The organism is Acinetobacter sp. BSP-28 (assembly GCF_044130285.1).
Taxonomy (GTDB): domain Bacteria; phylum Pseudomonadota; class Gammaproteobacteria; order Pseudomonadales; family Moraxellaceae; genus Acinetobacter.
Window position 1 is genome coordinate 1 of record NZ_JBIQOB010000003.1, and the last position, 26,720, is coordinate 26,720.

Annotated in this window: 27 protein-coding genes and 3 tRNA genes; 11 read left to right on the forward strand and 19 right to left on the reverse strand. The window is 40.9% G+C overall.

The annotated features are described in order from the left end of the window. Window positions 1-225: 225 nt before the first annotated feature. The 3 genes from ACE01R_RS02500 to ACE01R_RS02510 form a co-directional block, all read right to left on the reverse strand. Window positions 226-1,197, reverse strand: a complete 972-nt coding sequence (locus ACE01R_RS02500) for a methyltransferase (protein WP_395545378.1) — start codon at window positions 1,195-1,197, stop codon at window positions 226-228. 317 nt (window positions 1,198-1,514) lie between these two features. Next, complete coding sequence (locus ACE01R_RS02505; protein WP_395545396.1) at window positions 1,515-2,213, reverse strand: pirin family protein; 699 nt, start codon at window positions 2,211-2,213, stop codon at window positions 1,515-1,517. Between the two features lie 192 nt (window positions 2,214-2,405). Further along, window positions 2,406-3,641, reverse strand: a complete 1,236-nt coding sequence (locus ACE01R_RS02510) for a L,D-transpeptidase family protein (RefSeq protein ID WP_395545399.1) — start codon at window positions 3,639-3,641, stop codon at window positions 2,406-2,408. A 203-nt stretch (window positions 3,642-3,844) separates the two neighbouring features. On the opposite strand from ACE01R_RS02510, the gene hemE reads away from it, so the two are divergent. From hemE to ACE01R_RS02535, 5 genes are all read left to right on the forward strand, one after another. After that, window positions 3,845-4,915, forward strand: coding sequence for a uroporphyrinogen decarboxylase (gene hemE / locus ACE01R_RS02515; protein ID WP_395545401.1), 1,071 nt, complete (start codon window positions 3,845-3,847; stop codon window positions 4,913-4,915). A 38-nt stretch (window positions 4,916-4,953) separates the two neighbouring features. Beyond that, on the forward strand, window positions 4,954-5,754 hold the full coding sequence (locus ACE01R_RS02520; protein WP_395546199.1) for a DUF817 domain-containing protein: 801 nt from the start codon (window positions 4,954-4,956) through the stop codon (window positions 5,752-5,754). A gap of 146 nt (window positions 5,755-5,900) precedes the next feature. Then, window positions 5,901-6,371, forward strand: coding sequence for a DUF3015 family protein (locus tag ACE01R_RS02525; protein WP_395545403.1), 471 nt, complete (start codon window positions 5,901-5,903; stop codon window positions 6,369-6,371). A gap of 86 nt (window positions 6,372-6,457) precedes the next feature. Next, window positions 6,458-8,344, forward strand: coding sequence for a DUF4105 domain-containing protein (locus ACE01R_RS02530; protein WP_395545422.1), 1,887 nt, complete (start codon window positions 6,458-6,460; stop codon window positions 8,342-8,344). 137 nt (window positions 8,345-8,481) lie between these two features. Further along, complete coding sequence (locus ACE01R_RS02535; protein ID WP_395545424.1) at window positions 8,482-9,858, forward strand: diguanylate cyclase domain-containing protein; 1,377 nt, start codon at window positions 8,482-8,484, stop codon at window positions 9,856-9,858. 90 nt (window positions 9,859-9,948) lie between these two features. On the opposite strand, the gene ACE01R_RS02540 is transcribed toward ACE01R_RS02535, so the two are convergent. The 7 genes from ACE01R_RS02540 to ACE01R_RS02570 all read right to left on the reverse strand — a co-directional run bounded on the left by ACE01R_RS02540 (window position 9,949) and on the right by ACE01R_RS02570 (window position 14,855). Further along, a complete protein-coding gene (locus tag ACE01R_RS02540) occupies window positions 9,949-10,308 on the reverse strand; it encodes a cupin domain-containing protein (RefSeq protein WP_395545426.1) in 360 nt (119 codons plus the stop codon). 111 nt (window positions 10,309-10,419) lie between these two features. Continuing rightward, entirely contained in the window at window positions 10,420-10,968 is a 549-nt protein-coding gene (gene folE, locus ACE01R_RS02545) for a GTP cyclohydrolase I FolE (protein WP_395546200.1), read from the reverse strand. Window positions 10,969-11,062: 94 nt separating this feature from the next. Then, window positions 11,063-11,752: a Smr/MutS family protein gene (locus ACE01R_RS02550; protein ID WP_395545428.1), complete on the reverse strand. Its 690-nt coding sequence runs from the start codon at window positions 11,750-11,752 to the stop codon at window positions 11,063-11,065. Window positions 11,753-11,901: 149 nt separating this feature from the next. After that, entirely contained in the window at window positions 11,902-12,129 is a 228-nt protein-coding gene (locus tag ACE01R_RS02555) for a hypothetical protein (protein WP_395545430.1), read from the reverse strand. 253 nt (window positions 12,130-12,382) lie between these two features. Next, window positions 12,383-13,189, reverse strand: coding sequence for an indole-3-glycerol phosphate synthase TrpC (gene trpC / locus ACE01R_RS02560; RefSeq protein WP_395545443.1), 807 nt, complete (start codon window positions 13,187-13,189; stop codon window positions 12,383-12,385). Between the two features lie 17 nt (window positions 13,190-13,206). Further along, a complete protein-coding gene (gene trpD, locus ACE01R_RS02565) occupies window positions 13,207-14,253 on the reverse strand; it encodes an anthranilate phosphoribosyltransferase (RefSeq protein WP_395545446.1) in 1,047 nt (348 codons plus the stop codon). A gap of 17 nt (window positions 14,254-14,270) precedes the next feature. Further along, window positions 14,271-14,855, reverse strand: coding sequence for an anthranilate synthase component II (locus tag ACE01R_RS02570; protein WP_395545448.1), 585 nt, complete (start codon window positions 14,853-14,855; stop codon window positions 14,271-14,273). Window positions 14,856-15,824: 969 nt separating this feature from the next. On the opposite strand from ACE01R_RS02570, the gene glnA reads away from it, so the two are divergent. Further along, a complete protein-coding gene (glnA, locus tag ACE01R_RS02575) occupies window positions 15,825-17,240 on the forward strand; it encodes a type I glutamate--ammonia ligase (protein WP_395545474.1) in 1,416 nt (471 codons plus the stop codon). Window positions 17,241-17,331: 91 nt separating this feature from the next. Next, a complete protein-coding gene (locus tag ACE01R_RS02580; protein ID WP_395545514.1) occupies window positions 17,332-17,607 on the forward strand; it encodes a hypothetical protein in 276 nt (91 codons plus the stop codon). 70 nt (window positions 17,608-17,677) lie between these two features. Here the strand turns inward: ACE01R_RS02580 and ACE01R_RS02585 are convergent, their stop codons facing one another. Beyond that, window positions 17,678-18,538 carry a polysaccharide deacetylase family protein gene (locus ACE01R_RS02585; RefSeq protein WP_395545532.1) on the reverse strand — a complete coding sequence of 287 codons (861 nt, stop codon included), beginning with the start codon at window positions 18,536-18,538 and terminating at the stop codon, window positions 17,678-17,680. Between the two features lie 317 nt (window positions 18,539-18,855). On the opposite strand from ACE01R_RS02585, the gene ACE01R_RS02590 reads away from it, so the two are divergent. After that, entirely contained in the window at window positions 18,856-19,347 is a 492-nt protein-coding gene (locus tag ACE01R_RS02590) for a chorismate--pyruvate lyase family protein (protein WP_395545558.1), read from the forward strand. 24 nt (window positions 19,348-19,371) lie between these two features. Then, the gene (ubiA, locus tag ACE01R_RS02595) at window positions 19,372-20,250 is read left to right on the forward strand and encodes a 4-hydroxybenzoate octaprenyltransferase (protein WP_395545573.1); all 879 of its coding nucleotides are present in this window, start codon (window positions 19,372-19,374) and stop codon (window positions 20,248-20,250) included. 120 nt (window positions 20,251-20,370) lie between these two features. Here the strand turns inward: ubiA and ACE01R_RS02600 are convergent, their stop codons facing one another. After that, window positions 20,371-21,255: a LysR family transcriptional regulator gene (locus tag ACE01R_RS02600; RefSeq protein WP_395545598.1), complete on the reverse strand. Its 885-nt coding sequence runs from the start codon at window positions 21,253-21,255 to the stop codon at window positions 20,371-20,373. Between the two features lie 209 nt (window positions 21,256-21,464). Here ACE01R_RS02600 and ACE01R_RS02605 point away from each other — a divergent pair, with 209 nt between their 5' ends. Both ACE01R_RS02605 and ACE01R_RS02610 read left to right on the forward strand, forming a co-directional pair. After that, window positions 21,465-23,207, forward strand: coding sequence for an FAD-dependent monooxygenase (locus ACE01R_RS02605; protein ID WP_395545617.1), 1,743 nt, complete (start codon window positions 21,465-21,467; stop codon window positions 23,205-23,207). Window positions 23,208-23,347: 140 nt separating this feature from the next. Beyond that, the gene (locus ACE01R_RS02610) at window positions 23,348-23,590 is read left to right on the forward strand and encodes a hypothetical protein (RefSeq protein ID WP_395545663.1); all 243 of its coding nucleotides are present in this window, start codon (window positions 23,348-23,350) and stop codon (window positions 23,588-23,590) included. A gap of 56 nt (window positions 23,591-23,646) precedes the next feature. Here the strand turns inward: ACE01R_RS02610 and ACE01R_RS02615 are convergent, their stop codons facing one another. The 7 genes from ACE01R_RS02615 to ACE01R_RS02645 all read right to left on the reverse strand — a co-directional run bounded on the left by ACE01R_RS02615 (window position 23,647) and on the right by ACE01R_RS02645 (window position 26,688). Beyond that, window positions 23,647-24,093: a DUF2726 domain-containing protein gene (locus tag ACE01R_RS02615; RefSeq protein WP_395545671.1), complete on the reverse strand. Its 447-nt coding sequence runs from the start codon at window positions 24,091-24,093 to the stop codon at window positions 23,647-23,649. Window positions 24,094-24,147: 54 nt separating this feature from the next. Continuing rightward, window positions 24,148-24,223, reverse strand: a tRNA-Asn gene (locus tag ACE01R_RS02620). Window positions 24,224-24,326: 103 nt separating this feature from the next. Next, window positions 24,327-24,632, reverse strand: coding sequence for a hypothetical protein (locus ACE01R_RS02625; RefSeq protein WP_395545691.1), 306 nt, complete (start codon window positions 24,630-24,632; stop codon window positions 24,327-24,329). Window positions 24,633-24,834: 202 nt separating this feature from the next. Next, window positions 24,835-24,910 (reverse strand) — tRNA-Asn (locus ACE01R_RS02630). A gap of 5 nt (window positions 24,911-24,915) precedes the next feature. Next, window positions 24,916-24,991: transfer RNA gene (locus tag ACE01R_RS02635), tRNA-Asn, on the reverse strand. 158 nt (window positions 24,992-25,149) lie between these two features. Continuing rightward, window positions 25,150-25,776 (reverse strand): superoxide dismutase, encoded by a 627-nt coding sequence (locus ACE01R_RS02640; RefSeq protein WP_395545705.1) that lies wholly within the window; start codon window positions 25,774-25,776, stop codon window positions 25,150-25,152. A gap of 153 nt (window positions 25,777-25,929) precedes the next feature. Beyond that, window positions 25,930-26,688, reverse strand: coding sequence for a Nif3-like dinuclear metal center hexameric protein (locus ACE01R_RS02645; RefSeq protein ID WP_395545707.1), 759 nt, complete (start codon window positions 26,686-26,688; stop codon window positions 25,930-25,932). Window positions 26,689-26,720 lie beyond the last annotated feature (32 nt).

Genomic DNA, 26,720 nt, shown 5'->3' on the forward strand with positions numbered 1-26,720 from the left:
CAGAGCGGTTTAATGCACCGGTCTTGAAAACCGACGAGGGTGCGAGTCCTCCGTGAGTTCGAATCTCACCGCTTCCGCCAAATTCAAAAGCCCCTGTGAAAACAGGGGCTTTTTTAATGACTGCAATTTTGTTTTATGTAAAAATTGAATGTAATAAAGAAATTAAACTAACTATTGATCTTAAATAATTTTTAACCTTTAAATATATTTACAATACAGCTATTTTTAACCCATCAACTCCGCCTTCACCAAAACCAAAGCAATCCGTTCAATATGCTGATAAGCGGGTTGCTCCAGTTCTTCCCCAAAAACATCGGGATCAATTTCTTCATAACACCAGTTTATGTTCGGTTTAGACACCATTAACTTTTCAAGCTGTTCTAAAAAAGGATTACCGTCTGGACGGATGGCCACTCCGGTATATAAAAACAGACAACCTTGAGGATTAAGTCGCTCAATACCTTCTTGTAATATTCTAAATGATAATTCACTGCCATCCAGCATATTACCACCATGACGATATTGCCGCTGATCTGCATCCATTAAATAGGGAGGATTGGCAAAAATAAGATCGAACTGTCCTTCCAGATGGCCAAATAAATTGCTGTAAACTGGATAGATGTTATTCAAACTTGCAAATTTCGCATTGATTTGACTATACAACAATGCTTTAGGATTGAGATCAGCCACAATAATTTCATTCAGGTTGGGACAGGATTTTGCCAGATTAATCGCAGCTGCTGAAGTACCGCAGCACAATTCTAAACCCCGCTTGAAAGACTGAGGCTTGGTAGTTAAATACTGTTTTAAATGATAAGCAAAGCGATAGGTATCGGGACCAAAAAATACCGAGTCATGCTGAACGGTAGGGAAACTGGAATGAATAAATAATTCATGATCGAGTGAAGCGACACGTACATCACTTAACCATTGATGACCCTGAAGATGGATGAGCTGATTTTCTTTCAGAATTGCAAAAAGGGTGGGATCTAGATCAGTTTCGGCAAATGCCAAATTCCAGCCAAAGATATCTCGAAGTGTAATTGCAGTATTTTTTTTCTTCCCTTTTCGTTCCAGGATACGTTGATGGGAAAGTGGCGTTATGGCAGTAAACTGATAGTTTCGTTGTTTTAAAAAATCTAATAAAAAAAGCAAAGCCTGTTGTTGAGCGGTATTAATATTCAAAATCGGGTTCATATGGATTTTCTCTTCTGATTATTAAAAACCAATTTAACTGCTCTACCAACGATTTAACCTTTTACAGGGTAATGATCTTCGTGGCTGTCACTGATTTAAGTTCACTGGGTTGTTTAAAAATGGATCAGTTTGATATTCACAGAAAAGATGGTTTTTTTAGGTAAAAATATGAGGGAAATTGGTTTAATTTGTATTTTTCGGATGTAGGGAGATAACAAGATTTAAAATATTAAGCTATTAATTTTATATTTTATTTAAATATGTCGAGATGACTATTTGACAATAATCATCTCGGATCGGGAGTGATAAAAATAGCTTTAATTTTGCACTTCGGGCAAATCAAACCAGATCACTTGTGCATCTTCCAGCGCTTCAATCTGACTGGCTTCAAGGAATGCAATTGCACCACCCGCTTCAACTTTATGCTCGGCAATTTGTACTGCACCTGAAATCACATGCACATAATTGATATGTTGAGTTGCTTCAAGAGGCAAATGCTGACCTTGTTCAATTACCGCGGTTTTTACTTCAGTATTTTGCCGGATGTGCATCGGTGCATCAGTGTTCGGTCCTGCAATCAAATGCCATTGGTTGGGCTGTTCACGTGGATCACGTAAAATTTGCTGATATCTCGGCTCTGCATTGCGTTCATTTGGAATGATCCAGATTTGCAGCATATGCACTGGAATATCGCCATTGTTTATTTCGCTATGCTGAACACCGGTACCGGCGCTCATCAGTTGCCATTCGCCCGCAGAAATATGACGTTCGTTGCCCATACTGTCACGGTGTGAGATGGTGCCATCCAGTACACAGGTTAAGATTTCCATATTGTCATGGGGATGTGTGCCAAAACCGTTATGTGCAGCAATAATGTCGTCATTAATCACACGCAGGGCACTAACCCCCATGAGTTTTGGGTTATACCAGCTACCAAAAGAGAAGCTGTGTTTAGATTCCAGCCAGCCCATTTTGACGTGGCCGCGGTTGTCACTTGGATGTAAAAAAGCATTCATGTTGATGCTCCTAAATTATTTTTAACTTGAACTTATTTTAATGGTTTAAAAACGTCATAGAAATCATAAAACGGCAACAAATCATCCTATTTTTGAAACGATGATGGTGTTTATATTGTTTATTGTTAAAGTAGCGGTTTATAAAAAAAGCCTGCAATAAATGCAGGCTTTTTTTGATGCTGTGTACCGGGATCATTCTAAGAATTTAACTGTTACACCTGATTTGACTTTTTTACCCAAATCATTGGCATCCCAGTTGGTCAAACGGATACAACCGTGTGATGCTGTTTTAGAAATAGCAGACGGGTTTGGTGTACCGTGAATACCAAAAGATTTTTTACTTAAACCAATCCAGATATTACCTACAGGACCGTTAGGACCCGGTGGTAAAGAAAGTGGTTTAGTATTTTTACCTTGAATAAAGTTACTTGGTGAATAGCTGTACCATGGGTTTTGCGCTACACCGGTAATTTTATAAGTACCTGTAGGTGATGGAGTATCTGAACTACCAATCGTGGCAGGGAATGAGCCAATCATCTGGTTACGACTATTAAATAAGTACAGTTGTTTCGCACCTTTATGCGCAACGATCAGGTGAATATCTTCCGGAACTTCATTGCGGATATTGGCCACAATAATTTTCTCACCGGCTTTTTTGAAAGTTGCCTTAGGATTTAACTTTTTCAAAAAGTCTTCATCCATATGGAATTTTTCACCCAACATTTCCGTTACGCGCGTGTAATACAGACCTTTCATTTTGGCTTGCAAAGCATAATCGTGCGGAATAGTTTGTGCATAAGGACCTTTAAGGTCTGCATCGGTTATGGTGTATTCAATAAATGCAGGTTTGGAACCTTGGCGAGCAATCAAGGCATCCCAGGTTTCCTGAGTTAGAATACCTGTCGGTTTAATGCCATTGATTTGCTGGAAGGATGCAATGGCTTTCAGGGTATTTTTACCACTTGCGCCATCAATTGCACCCGGAGAAGCATGGGCATTATTGAGCATTACATGCGCACGTGCATAAACAGGGAATTGGCCTTTACCAATATTGTCATACCATGTAGCGCTATTTAAACCTTCTAAAGTCCAGGATGCTTTCGCAGCAGGACTTGTACTGCTTGGTGTGCTCAGTGTTTTTGTTGTCGGTGCAGCACCGATCGCAGCATTATCATCTTCAGTATTTTGGAGATCTTGCAGGGTTTCTGAAGCCTTGTTCAGGTCATGTTGTTCTTGTGGTGTAATCTGCGTATTCGCAGTGCTTGCAGCACCAGATGCGGCATCGGTCGCCAATGGATCAATCGGATCTTGAACGGCAATATTGGTAATCTTTTTAGGATTTAATGGTTGTTCAGCAGTGGATGCGGCAAATGCTGTACCTGCAAAAATGCAACTTAAACTCATGGCGAGTAATGTGCGAACGTACATGTAATTCAACCTTAAGAATTATTCATTAACTATGTGACAAAACTACGCAAGTATTGCAGAAAAAATGAGGAGATGCAGTATTTGTTTTGTGTAAAAATTATTTTACATTTAACGTGATCGATTTTTAGCTGCAAGAGAAGTTACTAAATTTTCGACCTTTTTGTTATGATGGTTCGAAGATTAAAAATGAGATGGGAAAGTAAATGACGACGCTAAAAAACGATCGTTTTCTACGGGCCTTATTACGTGAGCCTGTAGATACCACACCAGTTTGGATGATGCGTCAAGCAGGACGTTATTTGCCTGAATATCGCGAAACCCGTGCCAAAGCAGGCGATTTCCTTTCCCTGTGCAAAAATAATGATTTTGCCTGTGAAGTGACCTTACAACCTTTGCGTCGTTATGACCTGGATGCTGCCATTCTGTTTTCAGATATTTTAACCGTGCCTGATGCTTTGGGGCTAGGTTTATATTTTGAAGCCGGGGAAGGGCCAAAATTCCATAAAACCATCCGCACTGAGCAGGATGTAGCAAACTTGCCCAATTTCAATGCCAAATCCGATCTGGATTATGTGATGAATGCAGTTAGCACCATCCGTTCTGCCTTGGGTGGTCAAGTGCCGCTGATTGGTTTTTCTGGCAGCCCGTGGACACTGGCCACCTATATGGTGGAAGGCGGTTCCAGCAAGGATTTCCGCTATACCAAACAGATGATGTATGCACAGCCAGACGTTTTGCATGCCTTGCTGGATCGCTTGGCCATTGCGGTGATTGATTATTTAAATGCGCAAATTGATGCCGGTGCGCAAGCTGTACAGATTTTTGACAGCTGGGGCGGTGCGCTTGCACATCGTGAATACATCGAATTTTCACTAAATTACATGCAAAAAATTGTTGCCGGTTTAAAACGTGAAAAAGACGGACGTAAAGTTCCGGTCATTTTATTCACCAAAGGCGGCGGTCAGTGGCTTGAACCTATGGTGGCAACTGGTGCTGATGCCTTTGGACTGGACTGGACTACACCTTTGAACGTGGCACGTCAAACCGTGAATGGCCGTGCTGCATTACAAGGCAACCTCGATCCGGCTACCTTATATGGCACACCTGCATCGATTGAAAAAGCCACGAAAGCCATGCTAGATGATGCTTATGCGGGTGGTGAGAAAACCGGTTATGTGGCCAACCTGGGCCATGGTATTACCCAGTGGGTTGATCCTGCGAATCCTAAAGTGTTTATTGATACGGTGCATGAATACAGCGCTAAATATCTTTAAATATGTATGAGTTCATTCATTGTTAGGATTCAACCTTGATCAGTTTTTTTAAATCATGTTTTGAGTTCTCATTTAAGGCAGCTTCGGCTGCCTTATTTGGGATATTACTGCTGATTGCTTTTGCACTGACCGCCTCTATGGGGAGTCAGGAGTTTTATGGCTTGTTCCGTTATGACTATCTGCTGTTCTATGCTCTGATTATTCAGGCCTGTTTACTGTATTTAAGACTGGAATCGTGGGCTGAAGCCAAAGTCATTGCCTTGTTCCATATCTTGGCTATGGGCATGGAAATTTTTCTGACCCATCCACAGATTGCATCCTGGCAATATCCACAGCCGGCTGTATTTAAAATACTGACGGTACCCTTATTTGCCGGATTTATGTATTCAGCAGTGGGTAGCTTTTTTGCGCGCTCACTCAGACTGTATCAGGTATCCTTTGAGAAACTGCCAAGCTTTCCCAACATGCTGGCTTTGGCGGTGCTTTCCTATATTAACTTCATGAGCAAGTTTTTCGTTCCCGATATTCGCCTTGTGCTGTTTGCATGGAGCATAATCATTTTCTGGAAAACCAAAATTCGTTTTCAGTTACAACAACATCAGATTCAGCTACCGATGTTACCCGTACTGATTGTTTTAGCATTCCTGATCTGGATTGCCGAAAATATCAGTACCTTTTACAGAATCTGGTTGTACCCCAGTCAAGTCGAGGCCTGGCATATGGTCGGTTGGGGCAAGATGGGTTCCTGGTATTTGTTGCTCCTTTTGAGTCTGGTGTTAGTGTTAAAAATACTGGGTAATCGCAGTAAAGATGGGGTTTGGACTTTAAAAAACAAATAACTTCAAAAGTTTATATAGTGAAAAATAACTTTAGTATGAATTGCTTTGCGTTATAAGAAAGTTGTAGCTATCTTACAGAGGTGTAATAAAATTTACACAATTGTGAAGAATTAGAACGCTTGAATAATAAATTTTGGAGAATAACCATGTTGAAAAAATTAGCTTTAGCTGCAGTTGTAGCACTCGGTTCTACAGCGGCATTTGCAGATCGAGATGCTGGTTGTGGTATCGGTTCACAAGTCTGGGCGGGCCAATCCGGTAAAGTACCTAAAATTCTTGCTGCAACAACCAATGGCCTTTTTGCCAACCAGTTATTCGGTATTACTTTTGGTACGCTAGGTTGTAGCGGTACAGGTACAGTGACTGCTCAAGCGGTGACTTTTACCAATGAAAATGCTGAATCTCTGGCACGTGATATGGCAGTTGGAGAAGGGGAAAGCCTGAATGTACTGGCTGAACTTTTAAATATTAAAGCACAAGATAAAGCCCGTTTCTTTGCTCTATCTAAACAAAACTTCTCTAAAATTTATTCTGCAGAAAATCACGATTCACTCCAGGTTTTGGCATCTTTACAAGCTGTGATGGCTAAAGATGAAGTGCTGAAAGCCTACGTATAAGACTTGATCACAAAACCCTGTCATCCTGACGGGGTTTTTTCTTATTTAACATTTCTTATTAAATAAAACATAAATACCCGATTTGCATGAAACCACTCGCTTTAGTTTTTGCTTTAATGTTCTCAAACGTTGCTTATTCGGCAGCAAATTCCCCAATAGTTCAACGCTATATCGATCATGCAGAACAACAAAAACTAGATCAGGACATTACTTGGCAAAGGCTGATGTATGTTGATGAAAAAGGGCAAAGTGAAGTCAGTTATGCTGGCTATTTCTTATCGCCCAATGGCAAAACGGATTTAAAACAAGAATTGCAGGCCAATATTCAAGCCATATTTCAAGTGTCAGAGCCGAATCAATCGCTACGTTGCCGCTTTCCGGCACGCAGTCAGTGGTTAATGCAACAACTCAATATTTCAGAACAACAATTACCTAAGGTCACTTGCCCGGAACTGGAGGACTGGATTGGACAGATCAAGCCCTATAAAGCCACACTAATCTATGCAACCGACTTTATGGGCAATCCCAGTTCCATGTTTGGGCATACCTTGTTGCGTCTGGATCCTAAAGATCAAAAACAACTGAATTTAGTTTCCTATGCCGTGAATTATGCAGCAACTGTCACGAATGGCGAAGGCTGGTCTTTTGCATGGAATGGCCTAACCGGGCAGTATCCGGGAGAATATTCCTTAATGCCTTATTATCGTAAGGTCAAAGAATATGGTGATCTGGAAAGCCGTGATTTGTGGGAATATGAACTCAGTCTAACTCCAGACGAAACCCGATTTTTAGTGCAGCATATTTGGGAAATGAAACATGTAAGTTTTCCCTATTATTTTGTCAGTGACAACTGTGCATATCGTTTATTGGGTTTAATGGATCTGGTTCGTCCAGCGCTGAATTTAAAACGGCAATTTAAAGTTGCAGCCATTCCGGTAGAAACCATTAAAGCCATTGAGCAGCAAGGTTTGGTCAAAGAGACAGTTTATCGTCCTGCCTTAGAAACCCAGTTGCTATCACAAGTTAGACAGCATGGTAAAATCCTGGCCAAAGTGGCACATCAGGTCGCTTTTGCTGAACTAAAAGACATGCCGACTATTTTAGAACAGTATCAGGGACGAGATCGCGCCAAAATTTTAGAAATGGCCTATGATGATTTATATCTACAGTTCATCGGGCGTAAAGTTGAGCCAAGTTTTGCCCAGCCACGGTTACGTCAGTTATTGAGTTTGCGCAGTGAAATTGATCTGGAAAAACAGCGCCAACAACCGCAACGTCCTAAAGTAGACCCTACCCAAGCCCATGATGCCCGTCATTTTTCGGTTAATATCGGGGAAGTGCAGGGGGAAAAGTTTGTCGAGCTGGGACACCGACAGGCTTATCATGACCTGATTGACCCGCAAGGAGGTTTTCGGACGGGTACCCAGTTACTGTTTTGGGATGGTTCAATCCAGTATCGTGATGATGAACTGAAACTGGAGCATTTTGATTTTCTCAACGTGAACTCTTATAACCCTATAACTCCATTTAAAACGCCACTCAGCTGGGGGTTTAACTTTGGCTGGAAGCAGGAAGCTTTGGATCAAAATGGTCAGTTTAGTGAACATGAACAACATGGCATTGCCAATTTACAAGTTCAGATGGGCTATAGCTATGCAGACCCCGAGCGTGAGCATTTGTGTTATGTACAAATTCAAAACCATATACAGGCAGGAAAAGCTCTAAATCAGGGCTGGCGCATAGGGATGGGACCAAGCATAGGCTGTCAGAATATTTGGTCAGATAAAATTAATTCTTTAATTCAAGTAGAATTGCCGTATTGGGAAGATTCCAAGCAATGGCAGCTGAAACTGAATACCCAATTGCAATATGTCCTTAATAAGCAAAATGCAATTCGTTTCAATTGGCACTATCAACAACAAGACAGTAAAGACTGGATGAAAACCAGTGCGGCATATGTGCGATTTTTTTAATCGCTTACGAGAAGAAATTTATTTCCCCATTATTTATGAAAAACATCGAATATCTTACACAGTTATTTTTGTAAAATTTTGTTATATTAGTCACATAATTATCTCCCTCATATTCTAAAGCTGTTGGAATCAATTGTATGAATTCTGAAAATATTGCCACGCTTGCTGCACAATGGAAGTCGGTTTGTCAGGATTTTTCAACAGCTGATTTAAATGACACTTTTCAATTTATTCAAACGCATTCTCAGATACTGGTCCATGAGTTTTATAAAAATATCATGCAGGAGAAGGAAGCTTCATATTTCTTATCGGATGACGTTGTTCAGAACCGCTTAAAAACCACGCTGAATAAATGGTTAATAGATTGCTTTAATGTGCCATTACAGCAGAATTTTACCGAGATTGTCGAAAAGCAGTTGATGGTCGGTAAAGTCCATGCGCGTATTGGTATTCCATCCTGGCTGATTATGCGGGGTGTCGGTGAAATTAAAAAGAAAGTCTTTTTACTTCAGACCGAGCAGATACAAGAAAACACTCTGGCCATTGCTGAGTATATTGTGCAGATACTGGGTTTTGCTTCCGAAATCATGTGTCGCTCCTACGAAGTCAATCTGGAAAAGAATAATGATACAAAACATACCTATCGTTTATTTTCTGCCATGCAGGATGTAGCTTCGCAAAAGGACAAACAGCGCAGCTCCTTATTAGACTGGGAAAATGAGCTGATGTTCAAGGTATTTTCGGATGAGCCGAAATTTACGCATTCCTTGCTGTCAAAATCTGAATTTGGCTTATGGTTTATCCATAAAGCCGCTTATGCATTTACTGGGTCTGAGCAGGTTTCGGTTATTATTGACCGTATTTACCAGACTGATTCGCTGAGTCAGCAAGTTTTGGATGCTGCTGAAAGAGAGAAGGCCATTCAGTTGATTCAGAATATTCGTGAAAACAATAGAGAGATTCAACATCTGGTCGATCAACTTTTTCAGGTGGCTGATTATATCGACTCGGGCAGTGATTCACTCACTCAACTGCTCAATCGACGCTATTTGCATACCATTGTTTCGCGTGAAATTAATTTCTCACGTAAAAACCATACGCCGTTGTCTTTGCTGGCCATAGATGCAGATTACTTTAAACGGATTAATGACAAATTTGGACATGCAGCAGGTGATTCGGCTTTAAAGTTTATTGGTGAAGTATTGCTCGATTCCATTAAGGGCAGTGATTATGCATTCCGTGTCGGTGGGGAAGAGTTTTTATTGCTGCTGGTAGACAGTGATTTGGTTCGGGCGCAAGAGATTGCAGAACACGTACGTAGCAGGATTCAGGAAACCACCATTCGTACGACTATGGGCATCAGTTTTAATTTTACAGTCAGTATTGGCTGTGCACTTTATGATGGTCATCCAGACTATCAGCGTTTTCTGGATGCAGCAGATGCAGCACTCTATGCGGCAAAAAATAATGGCCGAAACTGTATTCAAGTCACCAAGCAGGTTGCGAGCTCTTAATCTGGAAAAATCAAATCGATGAATAAAAAACTCCTCATATTCAGGGAGTTTTTTTATTTGAAAATTTATGGTGAGTTATATTTTTAAAAGTCAGGCTTCGACAATAACATAGTATTTTTTTACTGCTTCAACTACTTCGAAGCGTCCAACAAAGCCTGGTGGAATAATCCCCGCATTTCCAGCGCTCACTTCAATATAAGTTGCAGTCGCTTGGTCATGGATGCGAACGACACCTTCAATCACTTGAAAGAATTCCTGTTTATTGTCGGCAAACTGAATATTCCAGCTACCCACTTCACAGTGCCAGATGCCACATTCCATATTTGGATGTTCATACAGGCTATACGTTTCACGTTTAGGATTACCTTGTACCAAACGATCAGGACGAGGGTAATCAATTGATTTTTCAGCTTGCGTTGAACCGTGACCTGCTAACAAAATTTGCGACATGAGCGATCCTAAAATATATGTACTTCAGTTATGAATGTATCAATTTTTGCAGTGTATTTAACCACACATAAAAAAAGCCTCAATATCTATTGAGGCTTTTTTAGAATTAAATTAATAGCTTTCAGGTAGAGCAGCCAAAAATTCACGACGTTCTTCTTTATTGGTTTTAAAATCACCGACAAAAGAAACCGTACGGGTAGTTGATTCCTGTTTGCCCACACCGCGCATCATCATGCACATATGCGCAGAATCAATCATCACCGCAACACCACGTGCTTTAGTCACTTCAGCCACTGCTTCAGCAATTTGCTGAGTCAGGTTTTCCTGAATTTGCAGACGACGGGCAAACATTTCAGTAATACGGGCAAATTTGGATAAACCGAGCACATTGCCTTCAGGTAGATAAGCAATATGCACACGACCGTAAAAAGGCAATAAATGATGTTCGCAGAGCGAATAGAATTCGATATTTTTTACCAATACCATTTCACGGTTGTCAGAAGGGAAGACTGCACTATTGGTGACTTCTTCTAAAGTTTTGCTATATCCAGACGTTAAATACGAAAAAGCTTTAGCAGCACGCATTGGCGTATCTTTAAGACCAGGACGATTAAGATCTTCACCAACGGCAGTTAAAATGTTGGCGTAGGATTGCTGCATAGACATAAGACGTGTTCACTTACACTGATATTGAACAAGGACGGCATTGTAGCAGAAAACCGCTACAATGCCCTGTTTTAGGGAAAAATTCCGATTACTGTTTGAATTTAGGGTTTTTTTCTGCTCGTTTTAGCAGAACCAGAACCGCACCAGTGCCACCTTGCTTTTCAGGCGCACTGACAAATGCCAAAACATCACGGTGCTGACGCAGCCAGCCATTGACATAGGTTTTTAAAATGGCTTCAGGCCCTTTGCCATGCACAATTTTAATGACATTCTGATTTTCATCTTTGGCCATTTGAATAATCTGTAGTACTGCAACACGTGCTTCTTCTACAGTACAGCCATGTAAGTCAACCGCTTCAAACCAGCGCAGGTTACCGGCTTTTAAGTCTTCAAATACTTTATGCTGCAAAGTTGCAATACGATAGCTGAGAGAAGCTTGGCTGGCTACTGGATTGAGCATGGCTTGCGTATCGGACAATTCGGCCTGATCCGTTTCCATAGGGCCGGTTGCCGCTGCACGTTTTACTAAAGTTTGTGCATCCGGTTTTTTCTTTGACGCTTTTTCAAGTTTTGCAATGTTGCTGGTGTTCATTTTCTTTACACCTTGCATTTGCTTTTGAAAAAGCGCGAAGTCATCTTCCTGCTCTTGTTCCGCAGTCTTTTGCACAGGCTCAGGCTGCTTCGCAATATTTGAGGAATGCGGATTGGTGATTTGCTTTTTAAAAGATTTCAGTAAATTATACTGATCTTTAGAAAGCGAAGAATCATGTTTGCTCATATTGAAAAAACAGAAAAGATGAAAAAATTTAGATAAATTATAGCCTGAAAAGGCTTTGATTAGAACTGAAATGGATTCATTGAATATTTAGTCTATTTAAAGCTGGGTATTAACCTAACCCTAGTAAAAGATATTATTAAAAGTATGTTTTACTTATCTAGCCTTAGAATAAAATTCATCATTAAGCTAGACATCCAAAAACCCAACAATAGGCTTGTTAAATGTGATTTGTTTCGCAGCTGAGGGGATTCGCTTAATTTTTTATGCTGCTCTTCAGCCAATTGTTTTTCTTCAAATATGGTGGTTATTTTTTCTTCTTCAGTCGTGTTTGATGTATTTCTAAAGTGATTAAATTGAAATGGTATAAGTGTCAACATCAAGCAAATCATGTTAAAGCGGAAAATATTTTCAACAATAACGTTGTTTGAATGTTTTTGAGTAATAAGATAAAAAATAAATATTAAGGCAGAATTTGAATAAAAGTATTTCATAGCTAAGATAAGACTTGGTATTTCCAATTAAAGTTATAATTTGAATTTATAGAATGGAAAAAATCAGCCTTTAACTTTTCATCATTTCGATTTCAAATAAAAAGTTCAGGGCAAATCATCACCCTGAACTTTATCGAAGCTATACAGTCTTTGGCGTACCAAATAATTCAGTAAATGCATGATCAGGACGAGGTTGTTTCATAAAGCTTTCACCAACCAGGAAGGCATGAATATCATGCTCTTGCATCATTGCGACATCAGCAGGTGTAGCAATACCGCTTTCAGTTACGAGTAAACGTGAAGCAGGCAGTAACTTTTTCAAACGCAGTGATGTATTTAAGTCGACATCAAAAGTTTTCAAATTACGGTTATTTACACCCAGCAAGCAACGATCTGAAAGTTTCATCGCTCTTTCAAGTTCATCTTCATCATGCACTTCAACCAGTACATCTAAGTTGTGCTCAAATGCAGTTTTCGACATTTCTTCCAGTTGCTGGTCAGACAGGCACGCCACAATCAGAAGAATACAGTCCGCATGCAACGCACGTGCTTCAATCACACCATAAGGATCAATCAGAAAATCCTTGCGTAATGCAGGCAGGGCACAGTGTGAACGGGCAATCTGGATATTTTCATCCGCACCGTGGAAAAAGTCTACATCTGTTAGTACAGACAGACAAGCCGCGCCAGCGTCTTCATACTGCTGTGCAATTTCTGCAGGGTTGAAGTTTTCACGAATCACGCCTTTCGATGGCGAGGCTTTCTTGATTTCAGCAATCACGCCTGGACGTTTACTTTGCAAGGATTGAGCAAAACCACGAACAGGTGTTGCTGCTTGAGCCAATTCTTCAACATCTTTATAGCTGCGTTGCTTAAGACGAACAGCAAATTCTTCCTGTTTACGATCTACAATTTTACCCAAAATTGTATTTGCGATATCTACCATGATCTGTGTCCTAAGGCTTAAGCTTCGTATTCTTTTAAAGTTTTGGTGAATTCAGACAAAATGCCCATTTTTTCTATGGCTTGTCCGCCATAGATAATGTCATGCGCCAAAGCCACACCTTGTTTATAGCTGTTAGTTAAGCCAGAAACATAAATACCAGCGCCTGCATTGAGTGCGATCATATTCGCTGCTTTTTCACCAATAGCAGATTTTTTCTTGCCTAAAGCATCTTTAATTAAAGTTAAGCTTTCAGCTGAACTATCAACAGAAAGGCCGGTTAAAGTTTGAGATTCAATATCTACCGCTTCAGGTTGAATTTCCCATTCCGTGATTTCACCGTCTTTCAGTTCAGCCACATAGGTTGAAGAGGCAAGACTGATTTCATCTAAGCCATCTTTAGAATGCACCACCATGGCATGTTCTGCACCCAGCTGTTTTAATACTTCAGCCATTGGGCGACAAAGTTCAGTGGAAAATACACCAATCACAAAGCGTTTCACCCCGGCCGGATTGGTGAGCGGGCCAAGCAGGTTGAAAATACTGCGAAAGCCGAGTTCTTTACGCGGACCAGCAGCATATTTCATTGCTTTATGATGATTTGGTGCAAACAGGAAACCGACGCCCATTTCCCGGATACAACGTTCTGTTTGTTCCATGTTCAGGTCAAGATTAATTCCGGCTTGTTCCAACAAGTCAGAAGAACCTGATTTAGAGGAAACACCGCGGCCGCCATGTTTGGCAATGGTTGCACCTGCAGCAGCAATCACAAAACTTGATGCAGTAGATACGTTAAACAGGTTTTGGCCGTCACCGCCTGTACCGACAATATCCACCAGATGAGGCAGATCGCTGACGTCAATTTTAATCGCAAACTCACGCATCACGCGTGCAGCTGCAGTAATTTCGTCAATACTTTCGCCTTTTAAGCGCAGTCCCATCATCAAGGCACCAATCTGTGCATCAGTGGCTTGACCATTCATGATGGTACGCATCACGTCTTCCATTTGCGGTTGAGTGAGTTCAATATTTTTAGTGATGTTATTTAAAGCTTGTTGAATATTCATAATGTTAATCGCGCTCGTTATGCGTAAATTTCTAAAAAGTTTTTAAAGATTTGATGGCCGTGCTCACTCAGAATGGATTCAGGATGGAACTGCACGCCTTCGACCGGCAATGTCTTATGTTTCACGCCCATAATTTCTTCCATGGAGCCATCTTCTTCATTGGTCCAGCAGGTCACTTCCAAACATTCCGGCAATGTCGCCTGATCAATCACCAGTGAGTGATAACGCGTTGCAGAAAATGGACAAGGAAGATTACTGAAAATCCCTTTATCGCTGTGATACATGTCTGATAAACGGCCATGCATGACTTTTTTGGCCCGAATAACATTGCCACCAAAAGCTTGACCAATACTTTGATGTCCCAGACATACGCCCAATAAAGGAATTTTGCCGGCAAAGTGCTGGATTGCTGGAATGGAAATGCCTGCTTCGGAAGGAGAACAGGGGCCAGGACCAATGACGAGATACTTCGGTTGCCATCGCTCAATATCTTCCAAGGTCACGGCATCATTACGGACCACTTTTACTTCCTGATTTAACTCGCCAAAATACTGGACGATGTTGTAGGTAAAAGAGTCATAGTTGTCGATCATTAAAAGCATGAGCTAACCTATTGAAATTTGCGCACTTAACTGTGCTCGAATAGTCCAAGAATACTCGCATGATTCAGATTTTCATTGCCTAGTCCAATTTAAACTAAAGGCAGTAAAAGGGCTAAAAAAATGGAGTGCGAATAATCATAGCAAAAAATAAGCATTTTCTGCTGAACTATTTCTATGATAATGATTTTAGAGAAATCACTACATGAGAATAGGCTGATTTATTTGCATTTTATGTTGAAGAAAATTCATTGAAGATGAGGTTAATCATTTCATGCTATTTTGAAAATATACTACAAACACGATACCCATTTAAAAGCTTAATATAAGATATTTAGTTTTTATTGGTAATAAACTATATATAAGTAAGTATGGTGCTGGTGAAATTAGCGTCATTGAAGTTTGGCTTCATAAAGGGACATAAAAGAGTGATAATTAAAATTTTTATGTTGTCACCAAAATGGCGCAGAGTGTTTCATATCTTTGATTGTTTGAAATATCTTCAGTTTGCATGTTAAAATAATAAAAAATATATAAATAATAATAAGATAGTATTTATTTGTGATTTAAGCAATTTTGACCGTCAAAGCGAAAATGTTGAAAATATTCAATAATGAAATCATCAACATGACAGATAATAAATTATTAAGAATTTATTTTAAGCGAAACTGATGGATATTCAGGCAAAAAGCCAGTAAAGCAGGACTTCTATCAGGGATAGAAAATAAATTTGCACCAATTTGATACATTGAAAGCTACTTTTCAAGTAAATGTGATTATGAGTGTTTGAATATGGTGCATTTAGATTTACACACAGTATAATAGCAACAAAGCAAAAGGCTCAAATCTTCTATTCTGATAAAGAATTCAATATTTTAGCTTTGCTTTTTAAAAGTTGGTACGAGAATTGCTTTATAGACACCAACTACTAACACGCACTTAGCAGGTGCAACAAAAAATCATCGGAGCAAAATGAGCATGGCGAACAAGGTCCTTCAACTCATCCAAGAAAGTGGCGCAAAATGGGTCGATTTTCGCTTTACTGATACTAAGGGTAAAGAGCAGCATGTAACTTACCCTGCAGATACAATCGACGAAGATACTTTTGAAGACGGTAAAATGTTTGATGGTTCTTCAATTGCTGGTTGGAAAGGCATTGAAGCTTCTGACATGATCTTGCGTCCAGACGCTGAAACATGTTTCCTTGACCCGTTCTTCGCTGAAGCTACAGTTGTGGTAACTTGTGACGTAATCGAGCCATCTACTGGTCAAGGTTATGAACGTGACCCACGCTCTATTGCTCGCCGTGCAGAAGAATACTTAAAATCAACAGGTATCGGTGATACTGCATTCTTCGGTCCAGAACCAGAATTCTTTGTTTTTGACGAAGTGAAATGGGACATCGACATGTCTGGCGCGCGCCATACTTTGATCGCTGAAGAAGCTGCCTGGTCTACCGGTAAAGATTATGAAGCGGGTAACTCTGGTCACCGTCCACGTGTTAAAGGCGGTTACTTCCCAGTTCCACCAGTAGATTCTTCACAAGATATGCGTGCAGACATGTGTGCAAAAATTGAAGACATCATGGGCCCAGGCCGTGTAGAAGTACATCACCACGAAGTTGCATCTTGCCAGCTTGAAATTGGTGTAAGTTTCAACACTATGGTTCGTAAAGCGGACGAAGTTCAACAGTTCAAATATGCTGTTTGGAACGTTGCACACCAATACGCTAAAACTGCGACTTTCATGCCTAAACCAATGGTAGGTGATAACGGTTCTGGTATGCACGTTCACATGTCGATCTCTAAAGATGGCAAGAACCTGTTCGCTGGTGATGAATATGCAGGCCTTTCTGAAATGGCATTGTACTTCATCGGTGGTGTGATCAAGCATGCTCGTTCATTGAACGCAATCACCAACCCATCTACTAACTCGTACAAACGTTTAGTACCACACTTCGAAGCACCGATCATGCTTGCTTACTCAGCACGTAACCGTTCTGCTTCTATCCGTATTCCTTACGTTTCTAGCCCTAAAGGTAAACGTATCGAAGCACGTTTCCCTGATCCAATGATGAACCCGTACCTAGGTTTCGCGGCATTGTTGATGGCGGGTATCGACGGTATTCAAAACAAGATCCACCCAGGTGAAGCTGCTGACAAGAACTTGTACGATCTTCCTCCTGAAGAAGAAGCGAAAATCCCTACAGTTGCTCACAGCCTGGATATGGCGCTTGAAGCTCTTGCTGCTGACCACGACTACCTGCTAAAAGGCGGTGTGTTCACGAAAGAAATGCTTGATGCCTACATCGAACTTAAAACTGAAGAAGTACGCCGTTTGAATACGACTACTCACCCAGTTGAATTCGACATGTACTACAGCCTGTAATTCTTCCGAGAATTCACTGTAAAAAAGACCCGCCTTGTGCGGGTCTTTTTTGTATGATCAAATCAATGTTTATTTAAAAGTATCGAATAAAATGGCACAGCGTAAAAAGCACACCGGTTTTTTCCCATGGATTGATCCTAAAGATCATGAAAAGGGATTTAAGCTGAACTTTTCAGAAGTGATTTATATAGAGGTTGGACGTACTGTGGAAGGATATAAGCAAGCTGAATTTGTTGCTTTAAAAAATCCGGAACTGGCATTGGATTTTGACTATCCAAAAAGTTTTTATATCAGTGCAGAAGGTTTGGTTTTAATTAAAACTCCGCAAGGAAAGTTTGAAGTGATTGCCAAAACGGATAATGCATAATTTTAATTTTCTATGCGACATGGCTTAAACTTCAGATGGTTTTAAGCCATTTTTATTTTTGGTTAATAATTTAATCAAGCTGATGCAGCTTTAAATTATCTAATTCATAAGGCGCATCTTCAGCAGGATAGCGAAGCGCTTGACCTTGAGTTTTAGCAATCGACCAAATAATGCTTTCACCTGCAGGGATGTTTTGACTGTGCTGCATATAAAGAGGGTCTTGGAATGCTTGCTTGGCTGAAACAAATGTCCAATCAGCTTGTTCAAATGCTGTAATCATATCTGCTAAAAACGCAGCATTGATTTGATTCACATGTAATAGCAAAACATGTTTGGGTGAGCGTTGCAGGGTGTGAACTGCGAGTTGATCATAGTAGCTGGCTCGATCTAAGAGATGAGTTATATAGGCCTGTTTTAAGCGTTCGAGTTTAGCTGTATCTGCTTGTTTTGCATAATCTAAATATTTTCGATTATAAAACCAGTCGCTGGCATCAATACTGACCGCGCCAATTTTATAATGGTTTTGATTGAGCCACAGATAGACTGCATCTCTCTTCTCAGTGGTATTTCCTTGCTTTAAAAAAGGATAACGGTAAATGCGTTGATAATTTGGCAGAGTGTTTAGGATGGTGTCAGCATCGATAATGGCTTGAATATAGTGTTTGGTTGAGACTGTATCTTTATTTAAGTTTTGATGTAATGCGCTGTGATTACCAATGATATGTCCATCTTTCCCCCAATTGGCAATCAGTTGCTTACCTTGATAATCTCCAATTTTAATTAAACTAGGAAAAACGATACTCTTAATTTGCTGTTCATTGAGTTGCGTTAAAATCTGTTGATTGATTAATGCAGCTTTTGGGTTTTGTTGTGGATTTAAACCGTCATCAAAACTAAGGGCAATGTCTTTTGCGTGTGTAAATGAAGACATGGCTAGGCTCAGTGATAGCCCAGAATAAGCCATGAAGGGTTTTAGTTTTTAAAACTTGATTTTCTGTAGATCATTGTTGTCATTAGCTATTCTTAAGTGATTTAAATTTGAATGGTGATAGGCTTTAAGGGTTATTGTTAATGAAATCATTCGTAGATTTTAATTTCCTTGCATGGCAAGGAATGTTTAGCTCAATTGAAGCATTAATCACCTTAACATAAATGACTGTAAATCAGGTCATCAACAGCCTAAGCGCTGTGTATAATCTCAAGATGCACAAGTGCATTGATAATATTGGTTTTATAAAGGCGAGGGACATGCGGACAGCAGCAAAACATCAATTACAGCATCAAATTCCAGAAGCCTTAAAAAAGTGGCTTTATGCTTCGGGGTCTTTGACACAACAATTGACTGATTTGGCTGGTGGTACTTTTCAAGTTGAGCCTTTAAAAGAACATTATCAACGTTTAAACCGCATAGATGCGCAATGGATGCAGATGCCTGCACAGCATACCTCGTGGGTACGTGAAAGTTATTTATATGGCTGTGAAGCTCAGCCTTGGGTCAAAGCGAAAAGTATTTTTCCAATATTAAGCTTGCAGCGTCGGGCACGACTTTTTAAACATATTGGCAAAAAACCGATCGGATGGTTTTTATTTCAACGCACAAACCCGATATGTCAGCGCCGTGTCATTCTGCTTGAAGATGGCTGGACACGACAAAGTTGTTATACTTGGCATGGTTGTAAATTCATTGTGCAGGAAACTTTTTTACCTGAATTTGAACAATTTATTCAACAGAAAAACTAAACAGTAATGTGGTTAAGGATTGTCATGGCAACTGCGCATCAAATTACCTGGCGTGAACGTCTGGAAGCTTATTATTATCTTTGTCGTTTTGATAAGCCTATTGGTACGGAACTGGTGTTTTGGCCAACCATGTGGGCGTTATGGATTGCCAATCAAGGCGTACCAAGCATTGGGATTTTAATTCCCATGATTTTGGGCACCATTTTTATGCGTGCCGCAGGTTGTGCCATTAATGATTTTGCAGATCGTAAAGTTGATGGCGCTGTTGAACGAACCAAAACCCGTCCGCTGGCGACAGGTGTAATCAGCGCTAAAGAAGCTATTTATGTGTTCCTCATTTTAGTACTCGCGAGCGCATGCACGTTATTTTTCTTGCCTATTGAAACGTTCTATTGGTCGTTTGGTGCGTTATTTTTGGCGTTTATCTATCCGTTTATGAAACGCTATACCCACTTGCCACAGGTATTTTTGGGCGCAGCATTTTCCTGGTCCATTCCAATGGCCTATACCGCAGTGGGGCAGACACCGGATTTAACCTGCTGGCTTTTATACTTTGGCAATCTGGCCTGGACCGTGGCTTATGACACGCAGTATGCCATTACCGACCGTGAATATGATTTAAAGATTGGGGTGAAATCCACAGCGATTTTATTTGGTAAATACGACATTGAGATTATTTCAGGGTTGCAATTGACGAGCCTTGTATTGATTGGCGGTGCCCTATATCTGGAAAATCTGTTGATGCCATTTGGTTTAATCGCATTGCTCTGTGTGGCAGCCGATTTTATCTATCAATGGAGCAAAACCCATGACCGCGATCCGCAGCGCTGTTTCTGGGCATTTCGCCATAACCGCTGGGTAGGTGTCATGATTTTTGCCGGAATTTTCCTTGCCTTGTTTTAGCGATCATTTGAAGTAAAACAGGTCATTATGTTGATTCAGTGCTGAAATAAGATCCAAATTATGGGACAGCACTGTCCATACGGATAATTTTTTATTATGGGTTAAAGGTAAGTTGCGACATCAGCCCAACTGAGTTTGCATCTTCAGTTGCTGGGTAATGAACTGCAGCGCTGTATTTTTAGAATTTTTTCTAAAACTGGCATACAGCTGCAGGGTTGGAAGTTCAAAATCGGTCGCAATCACTTGCACATGATCGCCGAGAAATTTGAGCAGGTATTCCGGAACGAAACTAAAGCCCAAGCCCATATTGATCATGTTGATATGTTGCAGGACATTGGTCACCCAGTGCATCTGATGATGTGGCAGATGTTTGAGCTGTAATTGTTTATTGATCTTTTCATAGAAAACCGGTGAGGCGCTTTGTTCACACATGATGATGTTCTGTTTGCTCAGATATTCACGGTTAATCTGATGTTTGGAAGGATGAAGTTTCTGTGCTGCTACGACATAGATTTTTTCAGTCAACAGGCACAGGTTTTCATAGTCATCATGCTGCACGGCATAACGGGTAAAGGTCAGGTCGAGTTCAGCATTCTTGAGGCGCTGAATCTGTTCAAGGCAGGTCAGGCTCTGTACATGGATCTGCAGATCCGGAATTTGCTGTTTGAGTTTATCCAGAATTAAGGGCATGACCTTCAGTTCTGCCACATTTAAAAAGCCGATATAAATCTGGTTGTTTTTGTTATAAGCCACCTGTCGTGCAGCGGATATGGCCAGCTGGGCATTTTCCAGCGCATTCTGTGCATAAGGTAAAAAGGCTTCACCTTCATCGGTCAGACGGATTTTTTTAGCAGAGCGGTCAAACAGTAATACCCCAACTTCTTCTTCCAGGTCTTTAATCTGCTGGCTTAATGACGGTTGTGCAGTAAACATTTTTTCAGCAGCCTTGGTAAAACTGCCTTGCTGAACCACGCTGACAAAATATCTTAAATGACGTAATTCCATAAATCACCACACGTATAAACCCGATTGTGCAGTCTCATCCTATGCCGATGCTGCAAACAGGATTATGAAATGTGGCAGACCTAAAAACTATGCAACCATAGTTTAAGCCTATGGGTGTTCTGTGAAATAAGGATGTTACATACACTGATATCTGATATCTGATATCTGATATCTGACAGCTGAAGGGTGGTATTGAAAAGGAGTAGCGAATGTCTGAGCAATTTGATACGGATGTGCTGGTGGTGGGAACAGGTCCTGCGGGGTCAACCTTGGGGCTGGCACTGGCCAATTATGGTATTAAAGTCCAGCTTTTTACCCAGTTTAATTGGCTGGCGAACAGTCCGCGCGCGCATATTACCAATCAGCGTGCCATGGAAGTGTTGCGTGATCTGGGCATAGAAGAACAGGTCAAGCAAATTGCCACGCCGTGGGAACAGATGGGGGAAAGCCTGATTACCACCAGTCTGGTCGGGGAAGAAATTGCCCGTCTTAGCGCCTGGGGCACTGGGGATGAACGTCATGGCGATTATATTAAAGGCAGTCCGTGTCCATTGGTGGATTTGATTCAGCCGAAAATGGAAGCGTTGTTAGCAAAGAATGCCGCCGAACGCGGTGCGATTTATAATTTCAATACCGAATACCTGTCTCATACCCAGGATGAACACGGTGTGACGGCAACCTTTTTAAACCGGATTACCAATACCGAGTTTAGCTTGCGTGCTAAATATTTGGTGGGTATGGATGGGGCACGTTCTAAAATTGTCGAACAGTTAAATCTGCCGCTGGAAGGGGTCATGGCACGTGCCGGTACGGTATATGTCACCTTCAAAGCGGATTTAAGCCAATATGTGCAGCATCGTCCGGCAATCCTGCAATGGATTGTTAATCCTGAAGCCAGTTTTGGTGATTTGGGTATGGGCTTGTTACGTGCCATTACCCCATGGAATCAATGGATCATGGGTTGGGGCTTTGACATCAGTAAAGGTGAGCCACAGGTAACGGAAGCACAGGTTCGTGCGCGCCTGAATGCTTTTGTCGGGGCTGAAGTTCAGGACGTGGAAATTGAAAAACTGTCTTATTGGTATGTGAATCAGACCTGGGCTACAGAGTATTCGGTAGGACGGGTATTCTGTGGTGGTGATGCCGTGCATCGTCATCCACCTTCGAGTGGTTTGGGTTCCAATACCTGTATGCAGGATGCCTTTAACCTGGGCTGGAAGCTAGCCTATGCGGTTCGTGGCTGGGCAAAAGAAAGTTTGCTAGATTCTTATACAGCTGAACGTGCACCTGTGGGCAAGCAGATTGTAGCCCGCGCCAATCAATCCCGCTTTGACTATAAGCATCTGAAAGATGTCTTTGGATTTGATCAGGGGGTGGCGACACAGGCAGACATGTTACAGCGCATTTTTGCTGAAGATGATACGGGTGCAGAGATTCGTCAAAAATTATTCCAGGCGCTTGAGATTAAGCATTTCGAATTTAATGCCCAAGGGGTAGAGTTGAATCAGCGTTATGATTCAAATGCTGTCATTGCCGAGGCGACAGCGGAAACCTTTGCCCAAGATCCGCAGCTTTACTTGCAGGCAACGACACGCCCGGGGGCAAAAGTGCCGCATACCTGGCTGATTAATGCCAAAGGACAGAAGCAATCGACGCTGGATATTGTAGGAGAAGGCCGCTTTACCTTGCTCACCGGACTTTCCGGTACAGGCTGGAAAAATGCAGTGCAGGCGTTGAATCTACCTTATCTGGACGTGATTCAGATTGGTTCCCGCGAATATCGCGATGTTTATGGAACATGGAACCAAAAATCTGAAATTCATGAAGCGGGTGCTGTACTGGTACGTCCGGATGGTTATGTGGCTTGGCGGATGCAGGACAAGCCTGAAGCTGGTTTTGATTATTTAAAAACCTTGCAAGAGGTATTGCAGCAAATTCAGCTTGCTGTCTGACTGTGGAGATAAAAAGCCGGTTTCGACCGGCTTTTTGATGTGGATTTACAAACCAGGTGAATGTTCTATTGAGACAGCTCAGGGTTTTGTTATAGTGGACAGGCAAATTTAGTGTGTAGATAGATTGACAGGTATTGATTATGTCGCAATCAGGCTCGAAGCCAAATCCCAAGAAGATGATTATTCTGATGAGTCTTGGGTTACTTATCCCGATTTTTCTTGTCTCTATGGCTTATCTGGCAGTCAGTAGCGATGAGAAAAACCAGCAAAAATACAAGCAGCAACAGGCTGAAATGCTGGAACGGATTAAAGCCCGTGAAGCAGCTGAACAATCAGCTTCAGAAGCGGTTATAGCATCATCTGAACAGCAAGAACAAAAATGATCTAGATTTATAAAACTCAGCCACCTATTAAGGTGGCTTTTTATTGCTAGGTTAAATTAATTTAAAATGTCTTTTCTTAAGTTATGGGCACTCGGAATATCCGTATAGCGATAAACTTGATAGCCGGCTTCATGCAGCATGGCATCGCGCTCTGCATCTTCCTGTTCTTTGCCTATATGCGAATGATCATCCAGCTCAATTACAGCAACCACTTCCAGCTTTTGATTCAGTAAAACGAAGTCGGTAACTTTGCGATTGAACTTGTTGCGTATCTTAAAGTTATTGTTGGTGATTAAGGCACTAAAAGCGACTTGAGCCAAGATGTGATGTTGAGGGAAGGTTTCTTTCAGCCGGATAAACATTTTACTTTCAAAAGGCGTGATTACGCGCTTAGGAAAAAACTTTTGCTGTGGTTTGAACAGTTGCTGAAAAACAATGGTTAGCAAGGTAAGTGTAGCAATGCAACCAATAATGAAAAAAGTGGCTTGACTTGAATCGAACACAATAAAATCTTGATATAAGAAAAAACCCACTCAACAGAGTGGGTTTTTAGAATCTGGCTCTCCAACCTGGGCTCGAACCAGGGACCTGCGGATTAACAGTCCGTCGCTCTACCGACTGAGCTATTGGAGAATCTGATACGCATTCTATGTATCTAAGCTTAAAGGGTCAAGGGCTTAGGGTTAAAAAAGCCATGAAAATGAATCGAATGTTTTAAAAATAAACTTATTGCTGATTATTTAAGTGATTTTATTAAGTTTATATAATTTTCTTTACTTTGTAAGGGTTGAGCTTGCCGGCATTCGTTGATCAATTTCATCAGCTCTGCTTGGGTGAGCTCGGGTTTGAGTTGTTGCTGAATGTGTTTTAAGACATCCTGATTTTTTTGCGGTAAATTACGGGTGCAATGAAACAGGCGTTCATACATGAGCGCGGAAGCCTGCTTTTTATTTTCAGAATTTTGACTGCATTGAAACACGACAAACATGACAATAATCAAAATAATCCAGAAAGTGAGAGATTTTAACCAGGTGGTATTCATAGCAGTTTATTAGAATATTTTTATTAGAATGAACATAACCAAATTTTAATCAGCGAACAATAGGTAGGGGAATGATCTACAATTTTTATAAAAATGATGATTCAAAAACAGAGCTTTAAAAAGTACGTGTTACAGGAAATGTAAATAGAAATCCGGGGAATAAAAAAAGCCCACTTCGCAATGAGTGGGCTTTTTAGAATCTTGGCTCTTCCACCTGGGCTCGAACCAGGGACCTGCGGATTAACAGTCCGTCGCTCTACCGACTGAGCTATGGAAGAATAGATGGCTCTCCAACCTGGGCTCGAACCAGGGACCTGCGGATTAACAGTCCGTCGCTCTACCGACTGAGCTATTGGAGAATCTGAAGCGCATTTTAGGGATGAAAACTAAAGTCGTCAACAAGATAATGTAAAGAAATGAATTGTTTGCTTTATAAATATGCGTTTAGGACCGGAAAATAAAAAAATCACCCATAAAGGGTGATTTTTTAAGCAGAAAATAAAAAATATTTTATTTCTTATTTTTCTACGCCAGCAGCTTGACCAGCATATTTCGCATTCGCGTAATCCCAGTTTGCTAGGCTTTCTAGGAAAGTTTTAATGTAAGCAGGACGGGCATTGCGGTAGTCGATGTAATAAGCATGTTCCCAAACGTCGATTGTAAGAACAGCAACTTGACCGTGAGCAAGTGGAGTGTCAGCGTTAGACGTTTTAAGGATAGAAAGGTTACCATTTACTTTATCAGCAACTAACCAAGCCCAACCTGAACCGAATTGAGTCGCAGCAGCATTTGCAAATTCTTCAGCAAATTTTTCGTAAGAACCGAAAGCTTCATCAATTTTTGCAGCCAAAGCGCCAGTTGCTTTACCGCCACCGTTTTTAGCCAAGCAGTTCCAGTAGAAAGTGTGGTTCCAAACTTGCGCAGCATTGTTGAATACACCCGCTTTAGATGCATCACCAGCAGTTGCTGTAATGATTTCTTCTAAAGTTTTACCTTCAAGGTCAGTACCTTTGATCAGGTTGTTCAAGTTTACAACGTAAGTGTTGTGGTGCTTGTCGTGATGATATTCTAAAGTTTCTTTGCTGATGTGTGGAGCAAGATCTTCATAACCGAATGGAAGTGCCGGTAAAGTAATCGTTGTCATGTCTTCAATTCCTTGCGTTTTGCTGGGTTTTAACATTAAGTGGCTTTATTGTAATAGATTCTTGAGGAAAATTGCGCATTGCTTATAAATAACAATACAGAATAAAGCCTGAATTTATACGTATAAAGAAAATGTTAAACCGCTCATGTTGAATTAAATCGGATTGTTTAATTCGAAGTAACTATACTCAATATCGAACTGTTCTGAAATAGCTTTTGCCAGACGTTGTACCCCATAACGTTCGGTAGCATGATGGCCGCAGGCATAGTAGTGCACATTCAGTTCTTTGGCTTCATAAAAGGTGCGTTCACTGACCTCTCCGGAAATGTAAGCATCACAATTTTGAGCGGCACCTTTACCAATAAAATCCTGAGCGCCACCGGTACAATAAGCCACTTTCTGGATGCTAGTTTTTTCGGCAGGAAGATGAATGGCATTAAAGTTCAAACGCTCAGACACATATTGCTTAAAGTCTTCAGCAGACATGGCTGTTTTTAAATAGCCAATATTGCCAATCGGATTGCGTTCGCTTGGGTCTAGAGCTTCAATATTTTCTAAGTCTAAAATATCAGCAATGGCTGCATTATTACCTAAGGTAGGGTGGCTATCTAAAGGTAAGTGATAACCCACCAGTGAGATATCATGCTGAATCAGGCTCTTGATTCGTTTACCACGCATACCGGTAATCGGGTAGGGTTCACCTTTCCAGAAATAGCCATGATGAACCAAGAGTAAGTCTGCGCCCTGTTCAATTGCAGCCTGAATCGCATCCTGAGATGCCGTAACAGCACACAAAATTTTATTAATCTCTAGTTTGCCTTCTATTTGCAAGCCATTTGGTGCATAGTCTTTAAATTCGTGTGATTTCAGGATTTGATCACACCACTGAATAATCTCGTTGAGCTTTGCCATAAATTTCTCAAAAGCCTTAAATTGAATATCAT